22 protein-coding genes are annotated in these 26,145 nt (G+C 70.6%); 14 read left to right on the top strand and 8 right to left on the bottom strand.

Translation table 11 applies throughout. The annotated features are described in order from the left end of the window. The first annotated feature begins 63 nt into the window (after positions 1-63). Positions 64-564, top strand: a complete 501-nt coding sequence (locus ACIA77_RS20490; RefSeq protein WP_204090936.1) for a MarR family winged helix-turn-helix transcriptional regulator — start codon at positions 64-66, stop codon at positions 562-564. Positions 565-647: 83 nt separating this feature from the next. Here ACIA77_RS20490 and ACIA77_RS20485 read toward each other — a convergent pair whose 3' ends face one another. The 3 genes from ACIA77_RS20485 to ACIA77_RS20475 all read right to left on the bottom strand — a co-directional run bounded on the left by ACIA77_RS20485 (position 648) and on the right by ACIA77_RS20475 (position 7,080). Beyond that, on the bottom strand, positions 648-1,019 hold the full coding sequence (locus ACIA77_RS20485; protein WP_395887480.1) for a DUF3817 domain-containing protein: 372 nt from the start codon (positions 1,017-1,019) through the stop codon (positions 648-650). A gap of 348 nt (positions 1,020-1,367) precedes the next feature. Continuing rightward, positions 1,368-3,767 carry a GH92 family glycosyl hydrolase gene (locus ACIA77_RS20480; protein WP_395887479.1) on the bottom strand — a complete coding sequence of 800 codons (2,400 nt, stop codon included), beginning with the start codon at positions 3,765-3,767 and terminating at the stop codon, positions 1,368-1,370. 76 nt (positions 3,768-3,843) lie between these two features. Further along, positions 3,844-7,080: a GH92 family glycosyl hydrolase gene (locus ACIA77_RS20475; RefSeq protein WP_395887478.1), complete on the bottom strand. Its 3,237-nt coding sequence runs from the start codon at positions 7,078-7,080 to the stop codon at positions 3,844-3,846. A 332-nt stretch (positions 7,081-7,412) separates the two neighbouring features. Here ACIA77_RS20475 and ACIA77_RS20470 point away from each other — a divergent pair, with 332 nt between their 5' ends. The 11 genes from ACIA77_RS20470 (at position 7,413) to ACIA77_RS20420 (ending at position 19,245) form a co-directional block, all read left to right on the top strand. Then, positions 7,413-8,396, top strand: coding sequence for a LacI family DNA-binding transcriptional regulator (locus ACIA77_RS20470; RefSeq protein WP_395887596.1), 984 nt, complete (start codon positions 7,413-7,415; stop codon positions 8,394-8,396). Then, positions 8,393-9,430 carry a class I mannose-6-phosphate isomerase gene (locus tag ACIA77_RS20465; protein ID WP_395887477.1) on the top strand — a complete coding sequence of 346 codons (1,038 nt, stop codon included), beginning with the start codon at positions 8,393-8,395 and terminating at the stop codon, positions 9,428-9,430. Before ACIA77_RS20470 ends, ACIA77_RS20465 begins: the two co-directional genes overlap by 4 nt. 4 nt (positions 9,431-9,434) lie before the next feature. Further along, positions 9,435-10,199 (top strand): ATP-binding cassette domain-containing protein, encoded by a 765-nt coding sequence (locus tag ACIA77_RS20460; protein WP_395887476.1) that lies wholly within the window; start codon positions 9,435-9,437, stop codon positions 10,197-10,199. Beyond that, positions 10,196-11,242, top strand: coding sequence for an ABC transporter permease (locus ACIA77_RS20455; protein WP_395887475.1), 1,047 nt, complete (start codon positions 10,196-10,198; stop codon positions 11,240-11,242). The genes ACIA77_RS20460 and ACIA77_RS20455 overlap by 4 nt, the downstream gene beginning before the upstream one ends. A gap of 46 nt (positions 11,243-11,288) precedes the next feature. Beyond that, positions 11,289-12,287: an ABC transporter substrate-binding protein gene (locus tag ACIA77_RS20450; RefSeq protein ID WP_395887474.1), complete on the top strand. Its 999-nt coding sequence runs from the start codon at positions 11,289-11,291 to the stop codon at positions 12,285-12,287. Positions 12,288-12,391: 104 nt separating this feature from the next. Continuing rightward, the gene (locus tag ACIA77_RS20445) at positions 12,392-13,456 is read left to right on the top strand and encodes a sensor histidine kinase (RefSeq protein ID WP_395887473.1); all 1,065 of its coding nucleotides are present in this window, start codon (positions 12,392-12,394) and stop codon (positions 13,454-13,456) included. Next, positions 13,453-14,208 carry a LytR/AlgR family response regulator transcription factor gene (locus tag ACIA77_RS20440; protein WP_395887472.1) on the top strand — a complete coding sequence of 252 codons (756 nt, stop codon included), beginning with the start codon at positions 13,453-13,455 and terminating at the stop codon, positions 14,206-14,208. Before ACIA77_RS20445 ends, ACIA77_RS20440 begins: the two co-directional genes overlap by 4 nt. 890 nt (positions 14,209-15,098) lie before the next feature. Beyond that, positions 15,099-15,446 (top strand): hypothetical protein, encoded by a 348-nt coding sequence (locus ACIA77_RS20435; RefSeq protein ID WP_395887594.1) that lies wholly within the window; start codon positions 15,099-15,101, stop codon positions 15,444-15,446. After that, positions 15,447-17,189: a cation acetate symporter gene (locus tag ACIA77_RS20430; protein ID WP_395887471.1), complete on the top strand. Its 1,743-nt coding sequence runs from the start codon at positions 15,447-15,449 to the stop codon at positions 17,187-17,189. It abuts the gene before it with no gap. A 71-nt stretch (positions 17,190-17,260) separates the two neighbouring features. Then, a complete protein-coding gene (locus ACIA77_RS20425; RefSeq protein ID WP_395887470.1) occupies positions 17,261-17,617 on the top strand; it encodes a DUF485 domain-containing protein in 357 nt (118 codons plus the stop codon). Then, positions 17,614-19,245 carry a cation acetate symporter gene (locus ACIA77_RS20420; RefSeq protein ID WP_395887469.1) on the top strand — a complete coding sequence of 544 codons (1,632 nt, stop codon included), beginning with the start codon at positions 17,614-17,616 and terminating at the stop codon, positions 19,243-19,245. Before ACIA77_RS20425 ends, ACIA77_RS20420 begins: the two co-directional genes overlap by 4 nt. Positions 19,246-19,352: 107 nt before the next feature. On the opposite strand, the gene ACIA77_RS20415 is transcribed toward ACIA77_RS20420, so the two are convergent. After that, complete coding sequence (locus tag ACIA77_RS20415) at positions 19,353-20,075, bottom strand: peptidylprolyl isomerase (protein WP_395887468.1); 723 nt, start codon at positions 20,073-20,075, stop codon at positions 19,353-19,355. A 125-nt stretch (positions 20,076-20,200) separates the two neighbouring features. Between ACIA77_RS20415 and ACIA77_RS20410 the strand changes: the two genes are divergently transcribed. Next, positions 20,201-21,196: a trypsin-like serine peptidase gene (locus ACIA77_RS20410; RefSeq protein WP_395887467.1), complete on the top strand. Its 996-nt coding sequence runs from the start codon at positions 20,201-20,203 to the stop codon at positions 21,194-21,196. Between the two features lie 7 nt (positions 21,197-21,203). On the opposite strand, the gene ACIA77_RS20405 is transcribed toward ACIA77_RS20410, so the two are convergent. Both ACIA77_RS20405 and ACIA77_RS20400 read right to left on the bottom strand, forming a co-directional pair. Continuing rightward, positions 21,204-23,144, bottom strand: coding sequence for a UvrD-helicase domain-containing protein (locus ACIA77_RS20405; protein WP_395887466.1), 1,941 nt, complete (start codon positions 23,142-23,144; stop codon positions 21,204-21,206). A 159-nt stretch (positions 23,145-23,303) separates the two neighbouring features. Next, positions 23,304-24,491, bottom strand: a complete 1,188-nt coding sequence (locus ACIA77_RS20400) for an acetyl-CoA C-acetyltransferase (RefSeq protein WP_395887465.1) — start codon at positions 24,489-24,491, stop codon at positions 23,304-23,306. A 130-nt stretch (positions 24,492-24,621) separates the two neighbouring features. Here ACIA77_RS20400 and mce point away from each other — a divergent pair, with 130 nt between their 5' ends. Beyond that, positions 24,622-25,077, top strand: coding sequence for a methylmalonyl-CoA epimerase (mce, locus tag ACIA77_RS20395; protein ID WP_395887464.1), 456 nt, complete (start codon positions 24,622-24,624; stop codon positions 25,075-25,077). Positions 25,078-25,080: 3 nt separating this feature from the next. On the opposite strand, the gene ACIA77_RS20390 is transcribed toward mce, so the two are convergent. Next, complete coding sequence (locus ACIA77_RS20390) at positions 25,081-25,653, bottom strand: TetR/AcrR family transcriptional regulator (RefSeq protein ID WP_395887463.1); 573 nt, start codon at positions 25,651-25,653, stop codon at positions 25,081-25,083. Between the two features lie 10 nt (positions 25,654-25,663). Beyond that, positions 25,664-26,032 carry an SPW repeat protein gene (locus ACIA77_RS20385; protein ID WP_395887462.1) on the bottom strand — a complete coding sequence of 123 codons (369 nt, stop codon included), beginning with the start codon at positions 26,030-26,032 and terminating at the stop codon, positions 25,664-25,666. Positions 26,033-26,145 lie beyond the last annotated feature (113 nt).

Here is a 26,145-nt window from a genome sequence, read left to right as displayed (position 1 = left end):
ATTTCGGGCCGCTGAGCAGGGCGATCGCCGCGTCGCGGGTACCCGCTGGTAACTTCGCGTGTCATGAACCGACCGCTGCCGTTCGACCCGATCGCCCGCGCGGCCGAGCTCTGGGAGGACCGGATCGGTCCCGCCGGAACCATGGCCGCGGTCACCGGTGTGATGCGGGTGCAACAGATCATCCAGTCGGCGGTCGACGGCGCCCTGAAACCGCACGGCCTCACCTTCGCCCGCTACGAGGCGCTCGTGCTCCTCACCTTCGCCCGCAACGCGCGGCTGCCGATGCGGGTGATGGGTGAACGGCTGCAGCTGCACCCCACCAGTGTCACCAACATAGTCGACCGCCTCGAGCGCGACGGGCTCGTCAAGCGTGTGCCGCACCCGACCGACCGGCGCACCACGCTCGTCGAGATCACCGACGACGGCCGCGCGCGCCGCGAAGCCGCGACGGTCGCCGTGACGGAGATCGACTTCGGCCTCACGGGCCTCACGGGGCGGCAGGTCGAGCAGCTCACCGATCTGCTCACCAAGGTCCGCAAGTCCGCCGGCGACTTCGCCGAATAACGGCCGAGCCCCGGCACCCGCACGAACGAACGGGCCCGCACGACCGGTGAGGTCGTACGGGCCCTTGGTGCGTTCGCGGGAACTCAGGCGTTCACGGTCTCCGGCAGGCGCGACTCGAACAGGCCGACGCCGCCGTGGGTGAGGCGCTGCGGGCCGTCGAGGCGGCCGTTGCGCAGGGCCCACTTCTCGAAGAGCCAGGTGAACAGCGGCGGGATGCTGGACAGCAGCGCGAGCACGAGGGTCTTCGGGCGCCAGCCGAGCGGCTTGGCGACGGACAGAGACGTGACGACGTACAGAACGAACATGACGCCGTGAACCATGCCGATGACGGGCACGCCGCCCTCACCGGAGGTGTGCACGACGTACTTCAGGAACATCCCGATCAGCAACGCGGCCCAGGACAGGGCTTCGGCGACTGCGGCCACGCGGAACACGAGAGCGGCCTTGCTGGACACGACTTTCCTCCTGTGACGTCACACGGGTGCGTGCTGCTTGCACACACAAAAACGCATCCTCCGGCACCGTGATTCCCCGGCCGGATTCCTCAGGGAATTCCACAGGGGACTCGTCCAAGGGGGACATCCCCTCGGCCGTCAACAGCACTGTCGGACGCGTATGAGACCAGTGTGAGGCGTGACGGCCCTCACCGGAACACCGGGGCCCGTGACTATCCTCACGACCCCTGATCACGCGTGGTCTGGACCACTGGGAGAACGGCGGGGAAATGCCCGGAAAACCGCGAAGGCTCCCTCCCGGTCTCGTTCTCCGGGAGGGAGCCTTCACTCACAGTTCTCGAACGGGCACTAACCGGCACACGGCGAAGGCGGCGCCGACGAAGGTGACGTTGCCCACGTCGCCCGCGAAGCGTCGGCCGTCAGCGTGAAGTCCAGAGTGGTCCCCCGCCGCAACTGCTCGACGCTCACGTACGACTTGTCCGAAGCTCGCGCGAGCCGCCCGTCACCGACCTTGAGGCCCTGGACGTACTGCAGCCTCGCGCCGTCCGCGCCCGGCGCCTCGATCGTCACGGTCCGCCCGTTCTGCAGGTGCAGCACGGACTTCGCGAACTGCGGCGCGTTCAGCACGAAGTTCCCGGTACCGGGTACGGCCGGGTAGAGGCCGAGCGCGCTGAAGACGTACCAGGCCGACATGGTGCCGAGGTCGTCGTTGCCCGTGACGCCGTTGGGGGCGTTCGTGAAGAGCGTGTGAGCCGCGCGCACCACCGCGGAGGTCTTCCACGGCTGGCCGGTGAGCGTGTACATCCACGGCGAGTGCAGGTCGGGTTCGTTGTTGGGGTTGTAGCGGAACTGGTTGTAGTAGCTGTACGGACCGACCACCCAGTCCTCGCGGACGGTCTTCGCCGGGTCCTTCACGAGGTCGTCGTAGGCGAAGAAGTCGTCGAGCCGCGCGTGCGTGTTGTCCGCGCCGCCCATCGCCTTCTCGAGGCCGGGCACGTCCTGCTGCACGAGCCACTGGTACTGCCACGCGGTGCCCTCGTGGAACCCGTCTTGACTCTGCGGGCTGTAGGCCTGGCCGGCCGGGGTGAACCAGTCGCCGCCGGTGACCTTCGGGCGGAAGAAGCCGGTGAAACCGCGGTCGGTGACGGTCGGGTCCCACAGGTTCGTGTAGGTCCGGCCCTTCGCCGCCAGCGCGGCCGCGTCCTGCTTCTTGCCCAGCGCGGCGGCCATCACCGACAGGGAGCAGTCGCCGAGCGCGTACTCGAGCGTGGCCGACGCGCCGTGGTTGGGGTCGGTGTCCTGGCCCTTCTTCGGGAAGTCCGGGTCGTACTGCACGAACCCGTCGGCCTGGTAGCTCGCGTTGCCCGAGCGGCCCTGGAACGGCGACGACGCCGGCGGGATCTCGCGCGAGTTCTGCAGCAGCGCCTGGTAGGCGTGCGCTTCCTCACCGGAGAGCGCGCCGAAGCGCCACAGGTCGACCAGGAACGGCGTGACCGGGTCGCCGGTCATCGTGTTCGTCTCCTGGCTCGCGTACGCCCACCGCGGCAGCCAGCCGCCCTGGTCGTGGATCGCGAGGATGCTCTTCGCGATGTCGCGCGCCCGGTCTGGCTTGAGCAGCGCGAGGAGCTGGTTCTGGCTGCGGTAGGTGTCCCACAGCGAGAAGAAGTCGTAGTAGGTCCAGCCGATCGCGCGGTGGATCTTCTTGTCGAAGCCGTAGTAGCGGCCGTCGGCGTCGTTCGCGGTCAGCGGCTGCAGGAACGCGTGGTAGAGCGACGTGTAGAAGACCGTGCGCTCGTCGGGCGTGCCGCCGGTGATGTCCACACTGGACAGTTCCTGGCGCCACGTGCGTTGCGCGTCAGCCTTCACCGCGTCGAACGGGCGCACCTTTGAAGCCGCCAGGTTCACGTCAGCGCCGTGGGCGTCCACCTGCGAGATCGAGGTGGTGGCCGTGATCTGGTCACCCTTCGGGAAGGTCAGCCACGCGCCGCGCAGGCCCGCACCGCCGGCCGAGCTCTTGCTCCCGGGCGTGCCGCCGGCCGGCGACCACGTGCCGTAGCTCGTGAAGGGCTTGTCGAACTTCGTGGTGAAGTACGTCGTGTACGCCTTGCCGCCGCAGAACGCCTGCGATTCGACGGTGCCGGCGATCGTGTGGTCGTCGACGATCCGCACGCTGCTGCCGGTCACCGGCTCCTTCGCGTTGGCCTGCCCGACGTTCACGAACACGTTGGCCGGCCCGGACTTGTCGAACGAGTAGCGCTCGACGCCGCTGCGCGTGCTGGCCGTGGTTTCGACGTCGACGCCGCCGTAACCGGTGAGGTGCACCTTGTAGTAGCCGGGCTTGCCGACCTCGCCGTCGTGCGTGTACGCCGCGGCGTAGTTCGCGTTGTCGAACGTGGCGGGCTTGGTCGTGTCGAACGCCGCGCCCGGGCCGACGTCGCCCGTGGTCGGCAGCGTGGACACCAGGCCGCCCTGCTCCCAGCAGCCGGCGCCGGACAGGAAGAAGTGGCCGAACCCGCGGATCGCGGTGTCGGTGTAGAGGTAGCCGGCGTAGTGGGTCGTCTGCGGGCTCACCTGCGTCATGCCGAACGGCACCGACGCGCCCGGGAACGTGTTGCCTTCGTCCTGCGTGCCGATGAACGTGTTCACCGACTCCAGCGGATCGGCCGGTCTGGCGTCGGCGGCCACCGGCGTGAGGCCGGCCGCCGCGACGGCGAGCGCGACCGCGCCCGCAAGTGTTCTGCTCCTCATCGAGCTCCTCCAGAAGACAGGGCCGTGGAGGGCTCCCCCGCTGCGGGCAGAGCCCTCCACGGCTTTTTGACGAAGATCAGCCGGCCGCGATCGCGAACACGTGCATCGCGCCGCCGCTGACGTTCGACGGCAGCGTCACGCTCGCCACCGTCTTTCCGGCGTCGAGGGTGATCGGCGCGGTGCCGAACACCATCGTGCGGATCTGCTGCGGGTCGCCGCCCGAGGCGTTGCGGTAGGGCGTGGACAGCACGATCCGGTTGCCGAACGCCGGCTGCGCCCCGCCGCCGCCCAGCGTCCAGTCGGAGAACCCGACGGTCGCGGTCGACGTGGTGCCGTCGGTGTAGGTCACCGTCAGCGTGCCCTGGGCGTTGCCGTTGGACGCGGAGCCGAGCAGCGCGAGCCGGCCCGAACCCGAGACGGTCACCTTCTGGCCGTTGGCCACGACGTTGTCGGGGTCACCCGCGGGGAACGACGGCCAGGTGAACTTGATCCCGTCGCTGGTCACCGTGCCGCCCGGGGTGGCGCCGGCCGCGGCCAGCGCGTCGGCCGAGTAGCTCCAGCCGCCGCCGTCGAAGTTGGCCTTGGCCGGGTCGGAGTCCGGCGAGATGCCGGCGTTGTCCACTGTGGCCAGCCAGCTGCCCGGCTGCGCCACGAGCACCGTGAGCACGGCCTGCGTGCTCGCCAGGCCCGGCGCGGAGAACGTGACCGGGATGCGGCGGGCGCCGTCGGAGGTACCCGCGGGCACGGTCACGGTCACCGTGGCCTGCGCCTTGCCCGACGCCGGCACGTCGACCGAACCCGAAGCTGGGGCCAGCGTGATGCCGTCGGTGCCGGAAGCGCTGTAGCTCCACGTCTTCGCGGTGCCGGACAGGTCCTGCACGCCGACCGTGGCCGTCGCCGTCGAACCCGCCGGGGTCACCACGCGGGCCGGGTCGGCGAACGCCAGGCTCGGCTTCTCCTGCTCGCGGAACGACGGCGGGACGTTGTCCGCGCCGGCACCCCACTGGGTGGCCGTGGCCGAGCGGGTGAAGTCGAGCGTGCCGCCGGTCGAGACGAGGGTCTCGGGCAGCCACGCCTTGGCGGCGTCGCCGCCGTTGACCTTCAGACCACCGACGTAGTCACCGGTGCCCGGGGCGTTGATCGTGATCTTCTTGCCCGCGCCGGTGGTGAGCACGGCGCGGGAGAAGCGCGGAGTGGACAGCAGCATCTCGGCGCGGCCCGGGATCTCCGGGTAGACGCCGAGCGCGGACCACACGTACCAGGCCGACATCTGCCCGAGGTCGTCGTTGCCGATCAGGCCTTCGGGACGCGGGTTGTACAGCTCGTCCATCGACCGGTGCACGATGGCCTGCGTCTTGGCCGGGCTGCCGGCGTAGGAGTAGACGTAGGGCGCGTTGGAGTTCGGCTCGTTGCCCATGAAGGCGTACGGCTCCTGCGTGCCCGCGTTGAGCTGCGTGAAGAAGGTGTCCAGCCGCGACTGGGTCGCCGTGTCGCCGCCGAACGCGGACACGACACCACCGAGGTCGTAGGGCACCATCCACTCGTACTGCGCGCCGTTGCCCTCGACCCAGCCCTGCGAGCTGGCCGGGTTGTAGGTGCCGGCGAACGAGCCGTCCGCGTTGCGCGGCTGCAGGTGGCCGGTGCCCGGGTTGTAGAGGTTCTGCCAGTTCTGGGCGCGCTTCATGAACGTGGTGTACGTCGCGGAGTCGCCGAGGCGCTTCGCGAACTGGGCGATGGCGAAGTCGGCGCTGGTGTACTCCAGCGTGTCCGCGCCGGCGCCGGGCACGTAGCCGAGCTTCAGGTAGTCGCTCAAGCCCGGGCGTTCGGTGTAGCCCTGGGTCGGCTGCGTGGCGCCCTTGATCATGAGCAGCAACGCCTTCTGGGCGTCGAAGTCACGGGCCCCGAAGGCGTACGCGCTGGACACGATGATGTGGTACGGGTCGCCGTTCATCACGCCGGTGTAGTCGTTGGCCACGGTCCAGCGGTCCCACGAGCCGCCCTGCTCGGCGTAGGCCATCATCGACCGCACGATGTCCGAGGTCTGCTTCGGATCGATCGTGGCGAGCAGCGGGATCTCCGAACGGTAGATGTCCCAGCCGGAGAAGTTGGTGTACATGGCGTGGCCCTTGTCGGCCTGGTGGATCCGGCCGTCGAAGCCGGGGTAGGAACCGTCCACATCGGAGAACACGTTCGGCTGGATCAGCGAGTGGTAGAGCGACGTGTAGAACGTCGTCAGGTCCGCGTCGGACCCGCCGCTCACGGCGACCTTGCCGAGCTGGTCGTTCCACGCCTTGCGCGCGCCCGCGGCGACCTGGTCGAACGACTTCTTGCCGTTGTTCTCGGCCGCCAGGTTCGCCTTCGCGCCGTCGACGGACACGAACGACAGGCCGACCTGCGCGTTGACCTGCGCGCCGTTGAGGTTCGCGAAGGTCACGTAACCGCCGCTGCCGGGGCCGCTGACGGTGGTGTCCTGCGTCTTCTCCTTGGCCGGGCGGGCCATCGACGCGTTGACGCCGTTGGGCTGCGCGACCTTGGCGCGAGCGCCGCCGGTCTCGGCCGTCTTGCCCGGCGTCACCGCGCCGTTCTTCCACGTGCCGACCGAGGCGAACGGGGTGTCGAACTTGGCCGAGAAGTACACGCGGTAGCTGTTGCTCGCCCCGCAGAAGCGGCCGCTCGTGGCCCAGCCGCTGATGGTGTCCTTGCCGATGGTGATCGACGCGTCGTCGGTGCCGTTGACCGAGCCGGACGTGTTGACCAGCAGGCTCGAGGCGGCACCCGCGGGGTAGGTGAAGCGGCCGGAACCGGTGCGCTGGGTCGCGCTCAGCTCGACCTTGGCGCCGCTGTCCAGCGTCACGTCGTACTCGCCCGCGGTGGCGTGCTCACCTGTGTGGCTGAACTTCGACGTGTAGTGGCCCGGGTCCGTCGCGGGCGAAGTGGTGACCTCGCCGACGTACGGGATGAACGGGATGTCCTCGTAGCTCGAGCAGCCCGCACCCGAGAGGTGCGTGAGGCTGAACCCGGTGAGGGCGTTGTCGTCGTAGAAGTAGCCGCCCGGCTGGGACTTCACCGTGTCCGGGCTCCACTGCACCATCCCGAACGGCGCGACCGCGCCGGGGAAGGTGTTGCCGGCACCGCCACCGGTGCCGTGGTCCTCGCCACCCGGGCGGGTCCCGACGAAGGGGTTGACCCACTTCGCGAAGTCCGTGCCCGGGGCGTTCGCCGCGGCCACGGCCGTGGCGGGCGCAACCGCCGCCACCACCGCCGTGGTCAGGAAGATCAGTCCGGCTCTCCAGCGCGCTCGCGCCATCGCCATCGCCTCTCCTGTCGTCGGCACGAGAAGGTCATCGGTTCCCACCACCGGGGGTTCTGGCGCGGATGACAACCTTGTCGCGCACACCGTCGATGCGGGCAACAGTGGGCAATCGCTCACGAAACCGTCAAGGCTGACGTGGAATGCTGTCCGGTTCAGGACACACTGATCAGCCAATCGCCTTACTACTTTCGCAGGCTGAATCCCCTTCGGTGCGAACCGGGCATTGACAGCGACCCGTGCGGTGGTGTGCAATCTGCGCCACTATGACAACGTTGTCTCCACAGGGCCGGGAAGCGGACGGGCTCCCCCGCCCGGCGAGCCGGCGGGCCACGATGAGCGACGTGGCCCGGCTGGCCGGCGTCAGCATCAAGACCGTCTCACGCGTGGTCAACGACGAGCCCGCCGTGCACCCCGACACCGCCGAGCGCGTCGTGGCGGCCATCGAGCAGCTCGGCTTCCGCCGCAACCTCGGCGCGCGCAACCTGCGCCGCGGGTCGACGACCGGCACGATCGGCTTGATCGTGGAGGACGTCGGCAACCCGTTCTACTCCGAGCTCAACCGCGCGGTCGAGCGCATCGCGACGTCGTTCGGCCGGCACGTGCTCACCGGTTCGTCGGAGGAGAACTCCGACCGCGAGCGCGAGCTGGCACTCGAGTTCTGCGCGCGCCGCGTCGACGGGATCCTCGTGGTGCCGGCGGGTGTGCAGCACGGTTACCTCGTGCCGGAGATGCGCGCGGGCACGCCGGTGGTGTTCCTCGACCGCCCGGCGGGCGACATCGTCGCCGACACCGTGCTGGTGGACAACCTGGGCGGCACCATCGAGGCCGTCACGCACCTGGTGGCCCACGGGCACCGCCGGATCGCGTTCGTGGGTGACAGCCCCGACATCTTCACCGCGGCCGAGCGCCTGCGGGGTTTCCGCGAGGGCTGCGTCCGCAACGGCGTTTCCTACGACGAGAGCCTCGTCGTGATGCGCACCCCCACGCCGGAGTCCATCGGGCAGGCGGTGTCGACGCTGCTGACAGGCCCGGCGGCCGCGACCGCGGTGATCGCCGGCAACAACCGCGTCGCCGTGCACCTGCTGCGCGCCCTCGCGCACGCGGAGCACCGGCCGGCGATGGTGAGCTTCGACGACTTCGAGCTGGCGGACCTGCTGGACCCGCCGGTGACGGTCGTCGCCCACGATGTCAGCGCCCTGGGGCACGCGGCGGCGGAGCTGCTGTTCGCGCGGATCCAGGGAGATCAGTCCGCACCCAGAAAGGTAGTCCTGCCCGTGCATCTCGTCGCCCGTGGTTCCGGTGAGGTCGCCCCGTGACCACGCACCTCGAGCCGATCCGGCTCCCGGCCAACCAGCCGCCGCAGTTCTACCGCGGCGGCGACGCGATCGCCGCGCTGCGCGGCGCTTCCGGCACGGATTCGAAGTTCGGGCCCGAAGACTGGGTCGGTTCCGTCACCACGATGTTCGGCCAGGAGACCAACGGTCTCACGAAGCTCCCCAGCGGCGCCTGGCTGCGCGACGCCGTGCGCGACAACGCCGAAGCGTGGCTGGGCGCCGCGCATGTCGCGAAGCTCGGTGACTCCACCGGCCTGCTGGTGAAGCTGCTCGACGCGGGCCAGCGCCTGCCCGTGCACTTCCACCCGACCGACGCGTTCGCGAAGCAGCACTTCGACTCGCACTTCGGCAAGACCGAGGCGTGGATCGTGATCGGCACCTACGGCGACGACCCGCGCGTGTACCCGGGGTTCAAGGAGACGCTGAGCAAGGCGACCGTCGCCGAGTGGACGCGCGAGCAGGACACGCCGAGCATGCTCGGCGCGCTCAACAGCGTCCCCGTGCAGGCCGGCGACACCGTGTACATCCCGGCCGGGCTGCCGCACGCGATCGGCGAGGGCGTGTTCGTGGTGGAACTGCAGCAGCCCACTGACTTCTCGCTGACGCTGGAGTGGCGCGACTTCCTGGCCTCGCCCGAGAAGGGCCACCTCGGTATCGGCTTCGACACCGCGATCGAAACGCTCGACACGTCCGGCTGGGACGCCGAGCGGCTCACCACGATCGTCAAGCACACGGCCGACGACAAGGACCCGTCCGTCGACCTGCTCGCGGCGGGTTCGGACGCGTTCTTCCGCGCCGACCGCGTGCAGCTGAGCGGCGACGCGCTGGCGCTGGACCCGTCGTTCGCGGTGCTCGTGGTGCTCGACGGCGCGGGCACGCTGCGCACCGAACGCGGCGGCGAGTTCGTCGTGGCCAAGGGCGAGACGTACGTGGTGCCGTTCGACGCGGGCCAGGTCGAGCTGTCGGGTTCGGTCACCGCGATCCGCTGCCGCCCGCCCGCACCCGAGAAGAGGTAGGCCGATGAGCGAGATCCTGCTGGACGCGGTGGACCTCACGAAGCACTACGGCTCGGTCGAAGCCCTTCGCGGTGCTTCCTTCCAGGCCCACGCGGGTGAGGTCACGGCCTTGATCGGCGACAACGGCGCGGGGAAGTCGACGCTCGTGAAGTGCCTTTCGGGCGCCGAGCAGCCGACGTCCGGCAGGATCCTGCTCGACGGCTCCGAGGTGCAGCTCGACTCCCCCGTGGCCGCGCGGCGGCTCGGGATCGAGACGGTGTACCAGGACCTGGCGGTGGCCCCGGAGCTCGACCCGGCGGCGAACCTGTTCCTGGGCCGCGAAATCCACCGCAAGGGTTTCCTCGGCAAGCTCGGCATGCTCGACAAGGCCGAGATGCGCCGCCAGGCCGTGGCGGAGTTCCAGCGGCTCGGCGTGACGCTGCAGAGCACCGACGTGCCCATCGGCTCGCTCTCGGGCGGGCAGCGCCAGAGCGTGGCCGTGGTGCGGTCGGTGGTGTGGGCGTCGAAGGTCGTGTTCATGGACGAGCCGACGGCCGCGCTGGGCGTGGTGCAGCGCGAACGCGTGCTCGACGTGATCAAGAAGGTGCGGGACAAGGGCATCGCGGTGGTGCTGATCAGCCACAACATGCCCGAGGTGCTGTCGGTGTCCGACCGCATCGAGGTGCTGCGGCTGGGCAAGCGCGTGGCCCGGTTCGCCGGGGCGGACACGAAGCTGGAAGACCTCGTGGCGGCCATGACCGGCGCCCTTGTCCAGGAGGAAGCGGCATGAGCACTCCGACCAAGGACATCCAGACCACTGTGGACGGTGGGTTCGGCAAGGTACCGCTCGGCAAGCGGCTGGTGGGCGCCAACACGTTCTGGATCGCGCTCGTGCTGCTGGCGTTGATCATCGTGTTCACCGTGCTCGCGCCGAACAACTTCGCGACGCTGTTCAACCTGCAGACGACGTTGATCGAGACCTCGGTGCTGCTGGTGCTCTCGGTGGGCATGACGTTCGTGATCATCACCGCCGGCATCGACCTGTCGGTCGGGTCGGTGCTGATCTTCTCCGGCATGGTGGCCGGCAAGACGATGGAAGCGCTCAGCCCCGGCGGCAACGCGTCGACCGCGGGCTGGGGTGTGATCACCGTCGGGATGGTCGCCGGAGTGCTCGCCGGGACGATCTGGGGCCTGATCAACGGCTGGCTCATCGCGGTGGCGAAGATCCCGCCCCTGATCGTCACGCTCGGCACGATGGGCGCGGCCCTGGGTGCCGCGCTGCTGCTCAACAGCGGTTCGGACGTGCGCAGCGTGCCGACCGTGCTGACCAAGACGCTGGGCTACGGCACGTCGTTCGGCGGGGTGCCCAACCTCGTGCTGGTGGCCGCGGTGATCACGCTGATCGGGGCGTGGCTGCTGCACACCACGAAGTTCGGCCGCTACACCTTCGCCATCGGCTCGAACGCCGAGGCCGCGCGCCGCTCGGGCATCGGCGTGACCGGGCACCTGCTCAAGGTGTACCTGCTGACCGGGTTCCTGGCCGGGGTGGCCGGGTTCCTTTCGCTGGCCTACTACTCGTCGACCACGGTTTCGGGCCACGCCACGGACAACCTCAACGCCATCGCCGCCACGGTGCTGGGCGGCACGAGCCTCTTCGGCGGCATCGGTTCCATGCTGGGCACGGTGATCGGCGTGTTCATCCCGGCCGTGCTGACGAAGGGCTTCAACATCATCCACGTGCAGGACTTCTGGCAGATGATCGCCGTCGGCGCGGTGCTGATCGCGGCCGTGTGGTTCGACCAGCAGCGCCGCCGGCGGCGCAACTCCCGCTGACTCCCCAGGTTCACCCGGTTTCCGAGAGTACAAAGAGGTGCTGACGATGAAACTGACCAAGACCCTGATCGCGGCCGGCGCGCTGGCTTCGGCGGCTTCGCTGGTGGCCGCGTGCGGCTCCGGGCAGGTCGGCCAGAGCGGCGGCTCGGGCGACTCCGCGAACTCCGCCAACAGCAAGAAGCTCACGCTGGTGCCCGGCGTGCAGGCCGAGCCGTTCTACATCTCGATGCAGTGCGGCGCACAGGACGAGGCGAAGAAGCTCGGGTACGAACTCACCACGCAGGCGCCGCAGAAGTTCGACGCGGCCATGCAGACCACGATCGTCAACGCACTGGGCGCCAACCCGCCGGCCGCGCTGCTCATCGCGCCGACCGACGACCAGGCCATGCTCGCGCCGATCCAGCAGGTGAAGAACCGCGGCACGAAGGTCGTCGAGGTCGACACGTCGCTGCAGGACAAGAGCGTGGCCGAGTCGTCGATCTCCTCGGACAACACCGAGGGCGGCAAACTCGCGGCCCAGACCATGGCGAAGCTCGCGGGTGACAAGCCGGGTTCGGTGCTGATCCTCGACACGATCGCGGGCACGTCCACCACCGCCGCCCGCGCGAAGGGCTTCGAGGACGAGCTGAAGAACCACCCGAACCTCAAGTCGGCCGGCATCCAGTTCACGCAGAACGAGCCGGACCAGGCCGCGTCGAAGGTCACGGCGGCGCTGGCGTCGACGCCGGACCTGATCGGGATCTTCGCCACGAACCTGAACACCGGTGAGGGCGCGGCCACCGGCCTGCGCAACGCGGGCAAGATCGGCCAGGTCAACCTCGTCGGCTTCGACGCCAGCCCGTCCGAAGTGGACGGTCTGAAGAAGGGCGAGTACCAGGCGCTCATCGCCCAGGACCCGGCCGCGATCGGCACCCAGGGCGTGCAGCAGGCCGTGGCGTCGCTGGAGGGCAAGCCCGTGACGCGGCAACTGACCGCCGGGCTGCACTCCATCACGAAGGACGACATGGACGCCAACTCGAAGTACTTCTACAAGCAGAGCTGCTGACCGTTCGGGTTTCGAAGGGGACTTTCCCGCACGGAAAGTCCCCTTCGCCGCGTTCGGGGCTAGGATCTACTCCCCACGATCCCGTCGCCGAGGGGAGGCCGCCGATGACCGACGGTGTCCGGCTGCCGTGGCGCTCCGCCGCGCGCGCCGACGCCGTGCCGGTGCTGGCCGCGGCCCGGAAGATCACCGACGACCTCATCGACGGCCTCGCCGGCACCCACGCGCGGCGCGCAGCCCACGGGCTGCGGCGCCTGTTCGGCGTCGCCGGGCTGGGGCTCACGGACCTGTCGGGGTCCCTGCTGTGGTCGGGGCGACCGGCGCCGGACGCGACCGTCGCGCGCGTGCTCGACGAGGTGCTGCACAGCGAGGAACCCGCGACGGCGGACGGCGTGGCCGCGGTACCGCTGCACGTCCACGACGAGCTCGCCGGCGCATTGCTCGTGGCCGGCGACCCACGCGGCGAGGTGGTGCGGCAGGCGGCGGACGTCGTGGTGCAGGCGCTGGAGCGGGGACGGCTCGAGGCGTCGGCCGACCACGCGGCGCAGGCCGAGCTGCGGGCGTTGCGAGCGGAGATGTCGCCGCACTTCGTGTACAACGCGTTGACCGTGATCGCCTCGCTGGTCCGGTCGGAGCCGGACCGGGCGCGGGACCTGATGCTGGACTTCGCCGACTACACGCGTTACAGCCTGGCGCGCCACGGCGAGTACACCGTGGTGGCCGAGGAGTTCCGCGCGGTGGAGACGTACCTGGCGCTGCAGCGCGCGGTGCTGGGCGAGCGGTTGAAGGTGCAGGTGCGCGTGGCGCCGGAGGTGCTGGCGGTGGCCGTACCGTACCTCGTGCTGGAGCCGCTGGTGGAGAACGCCATCCGGCACGGCATCGAGCCGCGCGCGCAAGCCGGGCTGGTCCAGGTGCACGGGCAGGCGGAGGGGAACGACTGCGTGATCAGCGTGGAGGACGACGGGGTGGGCATGGAACCGAAACTGGCCGCGGACATCCTCGCGGGCCGGGCGTCCGACGGTTCCCGCGGCGGTCTCGGCCTGGCCAATGTGGACAGACGACTGCGCAACGTCTACGGCGCGTGGTACGGGTTGACCGTCGAGACCGAAGTCGGGGCCGGCACGCGCGTGGTGGTGCGTTTGCCGCGGTTCCAGCCGGGGGTGCTGCCGTGAGCGGGCTGCGGGTGCTGGCGGTCGACGACCTGGCGCCGGCGCTGGACGAGCTGTGCCGCATGCTGCGCGACGCGCCGGAAGTCGGCGAGGTCGTGGGCGCGGGTGATGCGCTGCGGGCGCTGAAACTGCTGCAGGCGGACCACTTCGACGCGGTGTTCCTCGACATCTCCATGCCCGGCCTCGACGGGCTGGAGCTGGCCACGCTGCTGGCGAAGCTGTCGGAGCCGCCGGTGATCGTGTTCGTGACCGCGCACGACGGCCACGCCGTGACGGCGTACGGCATCGGAGCCGTGGACTACCTGCTGAAACCCGTACGTACGGAACGCCTGGCGGCCGCGCTGGCGAAGGTCGTGCGCATGGCCGGTGACCGCCACCCGGCCACCGCGCCCGACGCCATGGCCGCCCTCCCGGTCGACGCGGGCGGCCGCACCCGCTACGTCCGCCGCGACGACGTGCTCTTCGCGGAAGCCCACGGTGACTACGTCCGTCTGCACACCCGGGCCGGCGTGCACCCCGTCCGCATGCCCATCTCGCGCCTCGCGGAGTACTGGGAGGGCGCCGGCTTCACCCGCGTCCACCGCGGCTACCTGCTCGCGGTGTCCGCCGTGCTCGAACTCCGCAGCGACACCACGGGCGGCCTCCTGGCCCACACCCCGGCCGGCGACGTACCCGTGAGCCGCCGCCACGCCCGCGACCTGCGCGACCGCCTGCTGGAAGCCGCGCAACAGGGCCAGCTGGGACCGTCCCGATGAGCCGCACCCGGCGGGTGGCGGTCACCAGCTCGCAGACGCGCCTCGTCCGCTCCGGCTGGGGCACGCCGGGACCGCGCACCTCCGACGCCGAACGCACCACCGTGCCGACGCCCGCGCACCCGATCGATCCCGACGAGCGGCTGTCTCCCCCACGCCGCGGCCGACCTGATCAACCGGCGAAACACTGTGCGCCAGCGCGTGAAATGCGGTGCACGATGAGCCGCACCCGGCGGGTCGCGGTCACCAGCCCCCAGACGCGCCTCACCCACTCCCGGCGCTGGTGCACGCCGCGACTGCGCAGCACTGTCGCCGAACGCGCCGCCGTGCCGCCCGCGAAACCCATCGTGCCCAGCGAGCGGCCGTCCCCGCCTCCCCCACGCTGCCCCGGCCGACATGAGCAGCCGACGAACACCGCACGCCAGCACGTGAAAATGCGGTGCATGATGAACCGCACCCGGCGCGTGGCCGTCACCAGCCCCCAGACGCGCCTTACCCGCTCCCGGCGCTGGTGCACGCCGAGGCTGTGCACCTCCGACGTCGAAAGCGCCGCCCTGGCGCCCCCAAACCCGATAGTTCCTAGCGAGCGGCTGTCTCCCTCACGCCGCGGCCGACCTGATCAACCGGCGAAACACTGTGCGCCAGCGCGTGAAATGCGGTGCACGATGAGCCGCACCCGGCGGGTCGCGGTCACCAGCCCCCAGACGCGCCTCACCCACTCCCGGCGCTGGTGCACGCCGCGACTGCGCAGCACTGTCGCCGAACGCGCCGCCGTGCCGCCCGCGAAACCCATCGTGCCCAGCGAGCGGCCGTCCCCGCCTCCCCCACGCTGCCCCGGCCGACATGAGCAGCCGACGAACACCGCACGCCAGCACGTGAAAATGCGGTGCATGATGAACCGCACCCGGCGCGTGGCCGTCACCAGCCCCCAGACGCGCCTCGCCCGCTCGCGGCGCCAGGAGCGCGGCCGCTGGCGCATGCCGAGGCTGCGCACGTCCGACGCCGAACGCGCGGCGGTGCTGTACCGGACCCAGCGCCGGCGCGGCATCCCCGCGCTGGTGGCGATGTTCGTGCTCGTCCTCGGGTTGCCGGTGGTGTTCGCGGTGGCGCCGGGGCTGGACGGCGTGCGGGTGTGGGGCATTCCGTTGTCCTGGTTGATGATCGCGTTGCTGCCGTACCCGGTGATGGCCGCGCTGGCGCGGTGGCAGCTGCGGCGCGCGGAGAAGGCCGAGGACCGCTAGGTGGACATCGTGCTGGCGGTGACGCCCGTCGTGCTCGTCACGCTGCTCATCGGCGTGCGCGGGGTCGCCGCGATGCGCACGACGTCGGACTTCCTGGTGGCGTCGCGGCGGATCTCGCCGTTCGTGAACTCCGCGGCGGTGTCCGGGGAATACCTGTCGGCCGCGTCGTTCCTCGGCGTCGCCGGGCTCGTGGTGAAGGACGGCGTGGGGGCGCTGTGGTACCCCGTCGGGTTCACGGCCGGCTACATCGCGATGCTCGTGCTCGTCGCGGCGCCGATGCGGCGTTCCGGCGCGCTGACGGTCCCCGACTTCGCCGAAGCGCGCCTCGCGTCGCCGGCCCTGCGCCGGATCGCGGCGGTTGTGGTGCTGGTGATCGGGACGATCTACGTCGTGCCGCAGTTCCGCACGGCGGGGCTCGTGCTCACGGCCGTGGGCCACACGCCGTACTGGGTGGGTGTCGTCATCGCGGGCACGGCCGTCAGCGTCACGCTCGCGCTCGGCGGCATGCGCGCGGCCACGTACGTGCAGGCGTTCCAGTTCTTCCTGAAGCTGCTGCTGTTCCTCGTTCCCGCGCTGTGGCTCGTGCTGCACGTCAGCGCCGCCGACCGCGACGCCGCGCTCACGCCCGTCGAGTTCACCCGCTTCACGCACGAGACGCCCGTCGACTTCCAGTACGACGTCACCATGGTCCTGCGCGAACCCACCACGATCGTCACCGGCGCCGGCCCGGAAACGCTCGGCCCCGGCCCCCTCACCGCGCACCGCGGCGACCAGCTCATCTTCGCCGCCGGCGCGCCGGTCCCCGACGTGAGCGGCGGCGCGGCGCTCGGCGGCCCCGGCTGGCAGCGGCCGCTGCTCGACGTCGAAAAGGGCTACCCGCTGCTGGCGACGTGGGCCGTGCTGATCGCGACCATGCTCGGCACCATGGGCCTGCCCCACGTGCTCATGCGTTTCCACACCAGCCCCGACGGCCGCGCCGCGCGCCGCACCGCCGCGATCACCGTGGCGCTGCTGGGTGTGTTCTACCTCTTCCCCGGTGTCTACGGCGTGCTCGGCCGCGTGCTCGTGCCCGAGATCTACCTCTCCGGCGACACGGACACCGTCGTCGTCGCGCTGCCGTCCCAAGTGGACACCGGGTGGGCGGGTCAGCTGTTCACGGCGTTGCTCACGGCGGGCGCGTTCGCGGCGTTCCTGGCGACGTCGCTGGGCCTGCTACTGGTGATGTCCGGCGCGCTCGCCTACGACCTCATGCCCGGCGGCCTGCGCCGCCTGCGCGTGACGGTGGTGTTCGCCGCCGCGGCGATGGTGGTGCTCGCGCTGCCGTCGGCGCAGCTCGACGCCGGCGTGCTGGTGACGTGGGGCTTCACCGTCGCCGCGTCGACGTTCTGCCCGCTGCTCGTGCTCGGCATCTGGTGGCCGCGGCTCACGGCCGGCGGCGCGATCAGCGGCGTGCTCACGGGGCTGGTCGCGTCGTCGGGCTCGATCCTGTTCGCCCTGGCCGGGCCGCGGCTCGACGGCTGGGTGGCGATCTTGGTGTCCCAACCGGCACCCTGGTCGGTACCTCTCGCGTTCGGCGTGATGGTGGCCGTCTCACTGCGCGGCCGGCCCCCGTCGTGGGCCGGTGCGGCCATGCTGCGCCTGCACCTGGACGAGCGCGCGCCCGGGCCCGAACCGCTCCATTCGTCCTCTCCCGCGTACCGTTCGTCAACCGTTCGTCGTGTGGCCCGGCGTTTGAACCGCTGACGCTTCCTCCCCGGCTGCGGCCTCCCTACTGTGGCGCGGACCACAATCCACAGCGTGGCGAGGGAGTGACCATGAGTCCCACCGACACCGACGTGTCCGGCGAACCACCGGACACCTGGGAACAAGTCCAGTCGAGTGCCGAGTTCAGGCAGCTGCGCACGCGGCTGCGCCGCTTCGTCTTCCCGATGGCGGTGCTGTTCCTCGCCTGGTACTTGCTCTACGTGCTGCTGGCGGACTACGCCCACGGCTTCATGAGCACGAAGCTCGCGGGCAACTTCACCGTCGGCCTGCTGTTCGGGCTGCTGCAGTTCGTGTCGACGTTCCTGATCACGTGGCTCTACGTGCGCTACGCCAACCGGAACCTCGACCCGCTGTCCGAGCGCATCCGCGAAGACATCGAGAACCCGGCCGAGAAGGAGCGCCGATGAAAACCCTCGCCGCGGGCGTCGAGGGCAGCAACCCGACGCTCAACATCATCATCTTCGCGGTGTTCGTGCTGATCACCCTGGTGATCGTGTTCCGCGCGAGCCGCAACACGAAAACGGCGTCCGACTACTACGCCGCCGGCCGCGCGTTCAACGGCCCGCAGAACGGCATCGCGATCAGCGGTGACTACCTGTCGGCCGCGTCGTTCCTCGGCATCGCGGGCGCCATCGCGGTGTACGGCTACGACGGGTTCCTGTACTCGATCGGCTTCCTCGTCGCGTGGCTGGTCGCGCTGCTGCTCGTGGCAGAGCTCCTGCGCAACACCGGCCGCTTCACGATGGGCGACGTGCTGGCGTTCCGCATGAAGCAGCGCCCGGTCCGCGCCGCGGCGGCCATCTCGACGCTGATCGTGTCGTTCTTCTACCTGCTGGCGCAGATGACGGGCGCCGGCGGTCTCGTCGCGCTGCTGCTCGGGATCGAAGGCAAGGCGGCGCAGTCGGTCGTCATCGCGATCGTGGGCGTGATCATGATCGCCTACGTGCTCATCGGCGGCATGAAGGGCACCACCTGGGTGCAGATCATCAAGGCCGCGCTGCTGATCATCGGCGCGCTCGTGATGACGCTGTGGGTGCTCGGCAAGTACGGCTTCAACTTCTCCGCGCTGCTGCAGGGTGCCGTCGACAAGGCCGGCAAGGCCGGGGAGACGCTGCTGGGGCCGGGCAAGCAGTACGGCGCCACGGGAACGTCCAAACTGGACTTCTTCTCGCTCGGCATCGCGCTGGTGCTCGGCACCGCGGGCCTGCCGCACGTGCTGATGCGCTTCTACACCGTGCCGACCGCGCGGGACGCCCGCCGCTCCGTGGTGTGGGCGATCGTGCTGATCGGCGTGTTCTACCTGTTCACGCTGGTCCTCGGCTACGGCGCCGGTGCGCTCGTCGGCCCGGACGACATCAAGGCCGCCCCCGGCGGCGTCAACTCGGCGGCTCCCCTGCTCGCCCTGAACCTCGGCGGCCCGGTGCTGCTGGGCCTGGTGTCGGCCATCGCCTTCGCGACGATCCTGGCGGTGGTGGCGGGCCTGACGATCACCGCGTCGGCTTCGTTCGCGCACGACGTGTACGCGAACGTCGTGAAGAAGGGCAAGGCTTCCACGGGTTCCGAGGTGCGGGTCGCCCGCTGGACGGCCGTGGTCATCGGCGCCGTCGCCATCCTCGGCGGCATCCTGGCCAACGGGCAGAACGTGGCGTTCCTCGTGGCGCTCGCCTTCGCCGTCGCGGCGTCGGCCAACCTGCCCACGATCCTGTACTCGCTGTTCTGGAAGCGGTTCAACACGCAGGGCGCGCTGTGGAGCATCTACGGCGGGCTGATCGTGTCGATCGTGCTGATCATCTTCTCGCCGGCCGTGTCCGGCAAGCCGATCGACGCGAAGACGGGCAAGAGCCCGTCGATGCTGCAGGGCGTCGACTTCCACTGGTTCCCGCTCGACAACCCCGGACTGGTGTCGATCCCGGTGGCGTTCCTGCTCGGGTGGCTCGGGACGATCCTGTCGAAGGAGCGGACGGCGAAGAAGTACGCCGAGATGGAGGTCCGCGCGCTGACGGGCGCCGGGGCCGAAAAGGCTGTGCAGCACTGACGTCGCGGTAGTCGACAAAGCGGGCCGGGGCCGGGTGGCTCCGGCCCGCTTTGTCGTTGCAGCATCGGCAGCGGGGTGAGCGCCGGATCGCGTGCGGTTGCGCGAGCCTAGAAACCCAGCGGCAGCACCAGCTTCAGCTCGGTCGTCCGCACCGGTTTGCCGTCGACGGGCGTGGTGCCGGGCGGGGTGTCGGCGTCGGGGCGGATGCCGCCGGCGGCGACGTGGTCCAGGGTGCGCAGGCCGGGCGCGCCGACGGTGCCGAAGACGGTGTAGTCGGGCAAGAGGCTGGAGTCGCCGTAGACGAGGAAGAACTGGCTGCCGTTGGTGTCCGGGCCGGCGTTGGCCATGGCGAGCAGGCCGCGGGAGTACGTGCGGCGCCGGCCCGTCGGGTCGTTCGGCGCGGGCGGGAGCGTGGTGGGCAGTTCGTCGCGGAAGCGGTAGCCCGGGCCGCCCTCACCGGTGGTCGACGGGTCGCCGCACTGCAGGACCTTCAGGGTCGGGTACGCGGTGAGGCGGTGGCAGATCGTGCGGTTGAAGAAGCCGTGGCGGGCCAGGTGCAGGAAGCTCTGCACGGTGCAGGGCGCCTCCGCGCGGTCGAGCCGCAGTCCGAGCGAGCCCTGGTTGGTGAGCACGGCGACGTCGACCCCGCCGCGGTCGGGGGTGTGGCGCGGGTCGGGCGGCAGCGGGACGGGGCGGGCGGCGGGCTCGTCCGGCGTCTCGGTGTACTGGCACGCGCCGTGCGTGGTGCGCGGCGGTGCGGCCTGCGCGGCCGGGACGCCGGCAGCGAACAGCGCGCCGACGGCCAGCGCGGTGACGAGGAGCCTCTTCATCGTGGTAACCCTCCCGTTCGAGGACCGCAGTATAGGAAGGGTCCGGACCACTCGCCTCCCCGCGAAAGTCGGGGCCTCACGAAACGCTGACCGGCTCCTGACAACCGTTCCCTAGCGTGCCGCGCATGATCACTCGCCTCTTCTTCAGCGCGGTGGCGGCCGCATCGGTCGCGGTTCTGGCGCCGAGCGCCGCGTCCGCCGCGGCCGGTCCCGTCGTGCAGCCCCTGGCCACCTCGCCCGCCGAGCAACAGGCCGTGCTCGACTACTGGACGCCCGATCGGCTGAGCGCCCTCACCCAGCCGTCGTCGGACAACCCGCCGAAAGCCGGGCCCGACGGCGCGCCGTGGACCCAGCCCGCCCCGACCGTCGGCCGGCTCTTCTTCACCGACCACGGCGAGGACGTCAGCTGCACCGCCACGGTCGTCGACAGCGCCAACCGCAGCACGATCGTCACGGCCGGGCACTGCGTCAACAACACCGACCTCATCGGCGAGCACAACGCTTGGAACACCCACTCCCTCTTCATCCCCGGGTACCACGACGGGCAGGCGCCCTACGGGAAGTTCGTCGCCCGCGCCGGCGTCGCCGACGCGACGTGGCTGCAGAACGACCAGATCAACGCCCAGAAGTTCGACTCGTACGACCAGGCTTTCGTCGTCCTGAACGCCGGCGCCGACGGCCACCTGGTGCAGGACACCGTCGGCGCCGCGCAACACCTGGGCTTCGACCTGCCCGGGGACGCGGACGTGCACCAGTTCGGTTACCCGCGCGCCGCGAGCGACCCCGCGCGCGAAGGCCTGCCCGAATACACCGGCGCCCGCCTCGCCTTCTGCCACGGCCCCGCCCGCCACTGGCCGGGTACCCCGGACGCCCCCGACTCCGCCGACCAGTGGGGCACTGCCTGCGTCATGGGCGGCGGCTCCAGCGGCGGCCCTCGCCTGCGCGACTTCGACCCCGCCACCGGCCTCGGCACCGTCGTCGGCGACAACACGCACGCGGGCTTCTTCGACGCGTCGGGCAAGCCGTGCACGTCGGCCGACGGTTGCACGCGGTACCTGGTGGGCCCGCAGTTCAGCGAGGCGGTGACGAAGCCGCTGTACGAAGCGGCACAACACGCCTGATCCCCGGTCACGCCGCATCGGCCACCACGCCCCACCACAGGAAGTCCCGCGCCCGGGTGGCGGCGACGAGCCGTTGGCGGCCGCGCAGCTCCTCCGTCTCCTGCTGCGCGGCGTCGCTGTTCGCGGCGTCGCGCGGCGGGAACTGAACGGCCAGCACCGCCCGGAAGTCGAGCCCCTTCGCGCGGTGCACGGTGCCCACCTTCACGCGGTCGCCGGGCACGCCCGTGTGGTGTTCCAGGCTCTGCGTCGCGATGCCCGAGCCTTCGAGCAGACGGCGGCATTCGTCGGCGTCGTGCTTGCTGAAGGTGATGAGCGCCGTGTGCCCACGCGGCAAGTCCCGCACGGCGTCGGTGAGCGCGGCGCGCAGCTCCGCTCGGCTGCCACGCCACGTGCGGGTGCGGCCGCCGTCGTTGACCACTTCCACGTCGCGCAGCACCACCCCCGCGGCGCCGTCGAGGTCGTCGACCTCGTTGCCGGCGTCGATGCGCCGGGCGAAGTCGAGGATGCCCGACCGGTTGCGGTAGTTGACCTTCAGCACCTCGCCACGGCCCTGGACGGGGATCCCGGCGTCGGAAAGCCGCCAGCCGCCGGGGCACACCTGCTGCTGCCCGTCGCCGACGAGCAGGAGCCGGTTGGGCCCGTCGCCGGCGATCTCGCGCAGCAACCGGAGCCCGACGAGCGTGACGTCCTGGACCTCGTCCACGACCACCATCTCGTACGGGTGCGCGAGCGGCCGCCGGACGAGTTCGGCACGCGCGACGGTGAGCACGTCGTTGTAGTCGTGCAAACCGCCTTTCGCGAGGTTGTCGCGGTAGGCCTCGTACAGCGCCCACACCCGCTCCCGGTGCCCGTCGCCGAGCGCGAGCCTCCGGCCGCGGCGTGGGATCTTCCGGTACTCCTCGAACGTGCGCACCCCGCGGCCCTTGATCACGCGGTCGACCTCGGTCCGCCAGTACTCGGCGGACGGTTCGATCCCGGCCAGCCCGGCCCGGTGGCGCAGCCAGGCCCGGCCGAACGCGTTGTCGATCCCGCCGCGCTGCACGTTCAGCTCGATCCCCCGGCGGCGCAGGAAATCCCGCACCCAGCCGTGCAGGTTTTCGAACTCGGCGCGGCCCGACAGCTCTGGCGCCAGCCGCCGGAACGCGGTTTCGTGCACGACGGGCAACGTGCGCACGAACGTCGTGAACAACAGCTTTCCCGTGCTGCGCCGGCCGATGTGGCGCATCCGGTGCAACGCCACGACGGTCTTCCCGGTGCCGGCGGGACCGCTGATCCGGGCCGGGCCGCCGTAGTCGCGCGTGACGACAGCGTGCTGCTGCGGGTGCAGGAACGTCATCCAGCTGCCGAACGGCCGTTCCAGCGCCGCCGAGACCTGGCCTTCCGTGACATCGCTCGTGGCCAGCAACCCCGCGGGCTCGGGTTCGCGCTCGGGCGGGCGCAGCACCACCGCCGTGTACTCCGGCAGCCGCTGCTCGGCCGCCCGGGCGAGCTCGTCGGCCTGCCTGCGGGTCGAACGAAACACACCGCGGCGGAACAGCTTGGCCAACTCCGCCACCGGCAGCGCCCAGTACGGGCGCGCGTCCCGGGCCGGCCCCGGCGCCCCGCCGATCACGACCATCGTGATCGCCGTCGGCGCGAGCAGCCGGCCGTGCGAACCGCGGATCGACGCGAACCGCTCTTCGGCGTGCCGCAACACCGCCTGCGCGGAATCGGGTGGCCGATCCGCGACCACCACGGCGAAAACTCCGCTTCGCCCCAGCAGAAACGCATCGGCCGCCGATGCGGGCTCCGGCAGATCCGACCGCAACAGGACGTGCCAGCCCTCCGCGGTGCGCGTCAGCAGCTCACCGACCACGTTGCGCCGCAACGGATCCAGCCCGGGCCACCGGTTTGCCAGCAGATCCGCCACCTGACGCTGGACGTGTCTGCGCCCCTGTGCGCTCAGCACCGTTCACTCCCCCTCGCAACTACCCTCCGAAGTCAACTTACTACGGAGAGAGACCGAGAGGGTGGTCTTCGCAGAGAATCGCCCGAATGCCGCAGCGCCGGAACACAAAAACGAGCCGGGCGGCCACCAGGCCACCCGGCTCGACAAAAACCAGCAGGATCAGGCGGAAGGAACCCGCAGCAGCAGTGCGTCACCCTGACCGCCGCCGCCGCAGAGGGCCGCGGCGCCGAGGCCGCCGCCGCGGCGGCGAAGTTCGTGCACCAGGTGCACGGCGAGCCGGGCGCCCGAGGCACCGATCGGGTGGCCCAGGGCGATGGCGCCGCCGTTGACGTTGACCTTCGACGGGTCCAGGCCCAGCTTCTCGGACGACACCACGCCGACCGCGGCGAACGCCTCGTTGATCTCCACCAGGTCCAGGTCGCTCACGTCCAGCTTCGCCTTGGCCAGTGCCTTGCGGATGGCGTTCGACGGCTGCTCGTGCAGCGAGGCGTCCGGGCCGGCGACCACACCGTGCGCACCGATCTCGGCCAGCGGCGTGATGCCCAGCTGCGCGGCCTTCTCCGGGCTCGCCACGATCACCGCGGCGGCGCCGTCGGAGATCTGCGAGGACGAGCCGGCCGTGATGGTGCCGTCGGAGGCGAAGGCGGGGCGCAGCTTGCCCAGGCCGTCGACCGTCGTGTCGGCGCGGACGCCCTCATCGGTGGAAAAGACGATCGGGTCGCCCTTGCGCTGCGGGATCGTGACGGGCGCGATCTCCTCGCGGAAGAATCCGGCCTCGATGGCCGCGGCCGCGCGCTGGTGCGAACGCGCGGAGAACTCGTCCTGCTGCTCGCGGGTGATGCCGTACCGGGTGTTGTGCTTCTCCGTCGACGCGCCCATCGCGACCTGGTCGAATGCGCAGAACAACCCGTCGTAAGCCATGTGGTCCAGCATCGTCACGTCGCCGTACTTGAAGCCCCCGCGGGACTTCGGCAGCAGGTGCGGCGCCTGCGTCATCGACTCCTGGCCACCCGCCACGACGAGGTCGAACTCACCGGCGCGGATCAGCTGGTCGGCCAGCGCGATCGCGTCGAGGCCCGACAGGCACACCTTGTTGATGGTCAGCGCCGGCACGTCCATCGGGATGCCCGCGGCCACGGCGGCCTGCCGAGCCGGGATCTGGCCCGCACCTGCGGTGAGGACCTGCCCCATGATCGTGTACTCGACCTCGGACGGCGACACCCCGGCCCGCTCCAGCGCGGCCTTGATCGCCACCCCGCCGAGCTGCGCTCCCGAAAAGTCCTTCAACGAACCGAGGAGCCGCCCGATGGGGGTACGGGCAGCGCCCAGGATCACGGAACCGGACACGTCGTCCTCCCAAGAATTCCGAACACCTACGATTTGTCGACTCTACCCGCGCCCGGGCTGTCTTGATTGAGCCAGTGTGAGGGGACGCACGTCACCTCCGGGGTGTTCACCCGGCCCCTATCCTGCCTCCATGAACACTGACGCGCGGGCCGTGCTCAAGCCGTTCGTGACGGCCATCGACCACGTCGGCATCGCCGTGCCCGACCTCGACGAGGCCATCGCGTTCCACTCGGAGCACTTCGGCCTGGAAGTCGCGCACCAGGAGGTGAACGAGGAACAGGGTGTCCGCGAGGCCATGCTGCGCGCGCCCGGCACCGCGGGCACCGAGACGATGATCCAGCTCCTCGCGCCGCTGCGCGACGACTCGACCATCGCGAAGTTCCTCGGCCGCAGCGGGCCGGGCCTGCAGCAGCTCGCGTTCCGCGTGTCCGATGTGGACGCCGCCGCGGCCGCGCTGCGCGAGCAGGGCCTGCGGCTGCTGTACGACGAGGCCAAGCGCGGCACGTCCGACAGCCGCGTGAACTTCGTGCACCCCAAGGACGCCGGGGGCGTGCTCGTCGAACTGGTGGAGCCCGCCGCGCGCTGACGCTCAGTCGGTGCGCGTCTTCGCGGAGAGCGCGTTCGCGAGGAACGTCAGCTCGCCGTCGAATTCGGCGGGCCGGTCGTCGCCCGAGTGGCGGGCCGTGGCGTGGCGGTGGCTGACGGCGCGGGCCAGCAGGCCGGACGCGCTGTCGATGTCCGCGACGGCGAGCCGCCCGCCCGTCGAGGCGACGATCACCGAGTGCACGAGCCGCACGAGCTGCTGGAAGCGGTCGCCGAGGGCGTCGCGCACGACGTGGTGGGTGTCGGCCTCTCGCCAGAGCAGGTGCGAAAGGCCGAGCGAACCCGTGAACCGCCGGTCGAGTTCCGAGACGAGCCGGCGCAGCGACCCCGCGAGGTCACCGGGCACGACCACCGTCGACGGCTCGATATGCTCGTCGGGCAGGCGGTCGACCAGCGCGGCCAGTAGATCGGACTTGCGGCGGAAGTAGTAGTGGACGAGACCCTTCGGTACCCCGGCGCGCTCCGCGATGCGGGACGTCGGGGTGGCGTCGAAGCCGGACTCGGCGAAGAGCGCTTCCGCCGCGCACAGGATCCGCTCCCTCGCCGAGTCCTCCGTCATGTCAGCTCCTTCAGTGCTGCCCCGCCGTCCGGTGGGCGGCGTTGGCCATCGGCATCGCGGCTGCGCCGGCGATGATCGTGAGCGCACCGGCGACCCAGGACGTCCAGGACGCCCCGTTGAACCCGGTGTACCCCATCACCCAGGGGGCGATGAACAGCAACACCCCGAGGACGACCTGGATGCCTTCGCCGTAGACGGCACCCGGCGCCGCGAGCGAAACCAGGCCGTCGATGGCGATCAGCGCACCGAGGACCACCATCGTCCACATCGTCATCGTGTCCGTGCTCAGCCAAAGGGGTGAAAGAGCGGCGACAACACCGATGACGACTTCGGCCCAGTCATGGGGCCTCGTCCAGGCGCGCGTCGAGACTTCACTCATTCGTGCTCACCTCCGCGGAGAACTCGCTGTTCAGGATGTTTCCCTGCCTCGATCATGCGCCTTGGTTGGCCAGCCGGTCAAGAATGGTTCATCACAGTTCCGTTGAGGCTGGT

Source organism: Amycolatopsis sp. NPDC051903, from assembly GCF_044452505.1.
In the GTDB taxonomy this organism is placed as follows: Bacteria; Actinomycetota; Actinomycetes; order Mycobacteriales; family Pseudonocardiaceae; genus Amycolatopsis.
Note: the sequence above shows the minus strand (reverse complement) of the source record. Positions and strands in the feature narration are given on the sequence as shown.

What these genes read in the sequence shown, in the direction of transcription:
- ACIA77_RS20490 (WP_204090936.1), top strand. Translation starts at nt 64, where the DNA reads ATGAACCGACCGCTGCCGTTCGACCCGATCGCCCGCGCGGCCGAGCTC.
- ACIA77_RS20480 (WP_395887479.1), bottom strand. Translation starts at nt 3,767, where the DNA reads ATGAGGAGCAGAACACTTGCGGGCGCGGTCGCGCTCGCCGTCGCGGCG.
- ACIA77_RS20475 (WP_395887478.1), bottom strand. Translation starts at nt 7,080, where the DNA reads ATGGCGATGGCGCGAGCGCGCTGGAGAGCCGGACTGATCTTCCTGACC.
- ACIA77_RS20470 (WP_395887596.1), top strand. Translation starts at nt 7,413, where the DNA reads ATGAGCGACGTGGCCCGGCTGGCCGGCGTCAGCATCAAGACCGTCTCA.
- ACIA77_RS20460 (WP_395887476.1), top strand. Translation starts at nt 9,435, where the DNA reads ATGAGCGAGATCCTGCTGGACGCGGTGGACCTCACGAAGCACTACGGC.
- ACIA77_RS20455 (WP_395887475.1), top strand. Translation starts at nt 10,196, where the DNA reads ATGAGCACTCCGACCAAGGACATCCAGACCACTGTGGACGGTGGGTTC.
- ACIA77_RS20450 (WP_395887474.1), top strand. Translation starts at nt 11,289, where the DNA reads ATGAAACTGACCAAGACCCTGATCGCGGCCGGCGCGCTGGCTTCGGCG.
- ACIA77_RS20445 (WP_395887473.1), top strand. Translation starts at nt 12,392, where the DNA reads ATGACCGACGGTGTCCGGCTGCCGTGGCGCTCCGCCGCGCGCGCCGAC.
- ACIA77_RS20435 (WP_395887594.1), top strand. Translation starts at nt 15,099, where the DNA reads ATGAACCGCACCCGGCGCGTGGCCGTCACCAGCCCCCAGACGCGCCTC.
- ACIA77_RS20425 (WP_395887470.1), top strand. Translation starts at nt 17,261, where the DNA reads ATGAGTCCCACCGACACCGACGTGTCCGGCGAACCACCGGACACCTGG.
- ACIA77_RS20420 (WP_395887469.1), top strand. Translation starts at nt 17,614, where the DNA reads ATGAAAACCCTCGCCGCGGGCGTCGAGGGCAGCAACCCGACGCTCAAC.
- ACIA77_RS20415 (WP_395887468.1), bottom strand. Translation starts at nt 20,075, where the DNA reads ATGAAGAGGCTCCTCGTCACCGCGCTGGCCGTCGGCGCGCTGTTCGCT.
- ACIA77_RS20410 (WP_395887467.1), top strand. Translation starts at nt 20,201, where the DNA reads ATGATCACTCGCCTCTTCTTCAGCGCGGTGGCGGCCGCATCGGTCGCG.
- mce (WP_395887464.1), top strand. Translation starts at nt 24,622, where the DNA reads ATGAACACTGACGCGCGGGCCGTGCTCAAGCCGTTCGTGACGGCCATC.
- ACIA77_RS20390 (WP_395887463.1), bottom strand. Translation starts at nt 25,653, where the DNA reads ATGACGGAGGACTCGGCGAGGGAGCGGATCCTGTGCGCGGCGGAAGCG.
- ACIA77_RS20385 (WP_395887462.1), bottom strand. Translation starts at nt 26,032, where the DNA reads ATGAGTGAAGTCTCGACGCGCGCCTGGACGAGGCCCCATGACTGGGCC.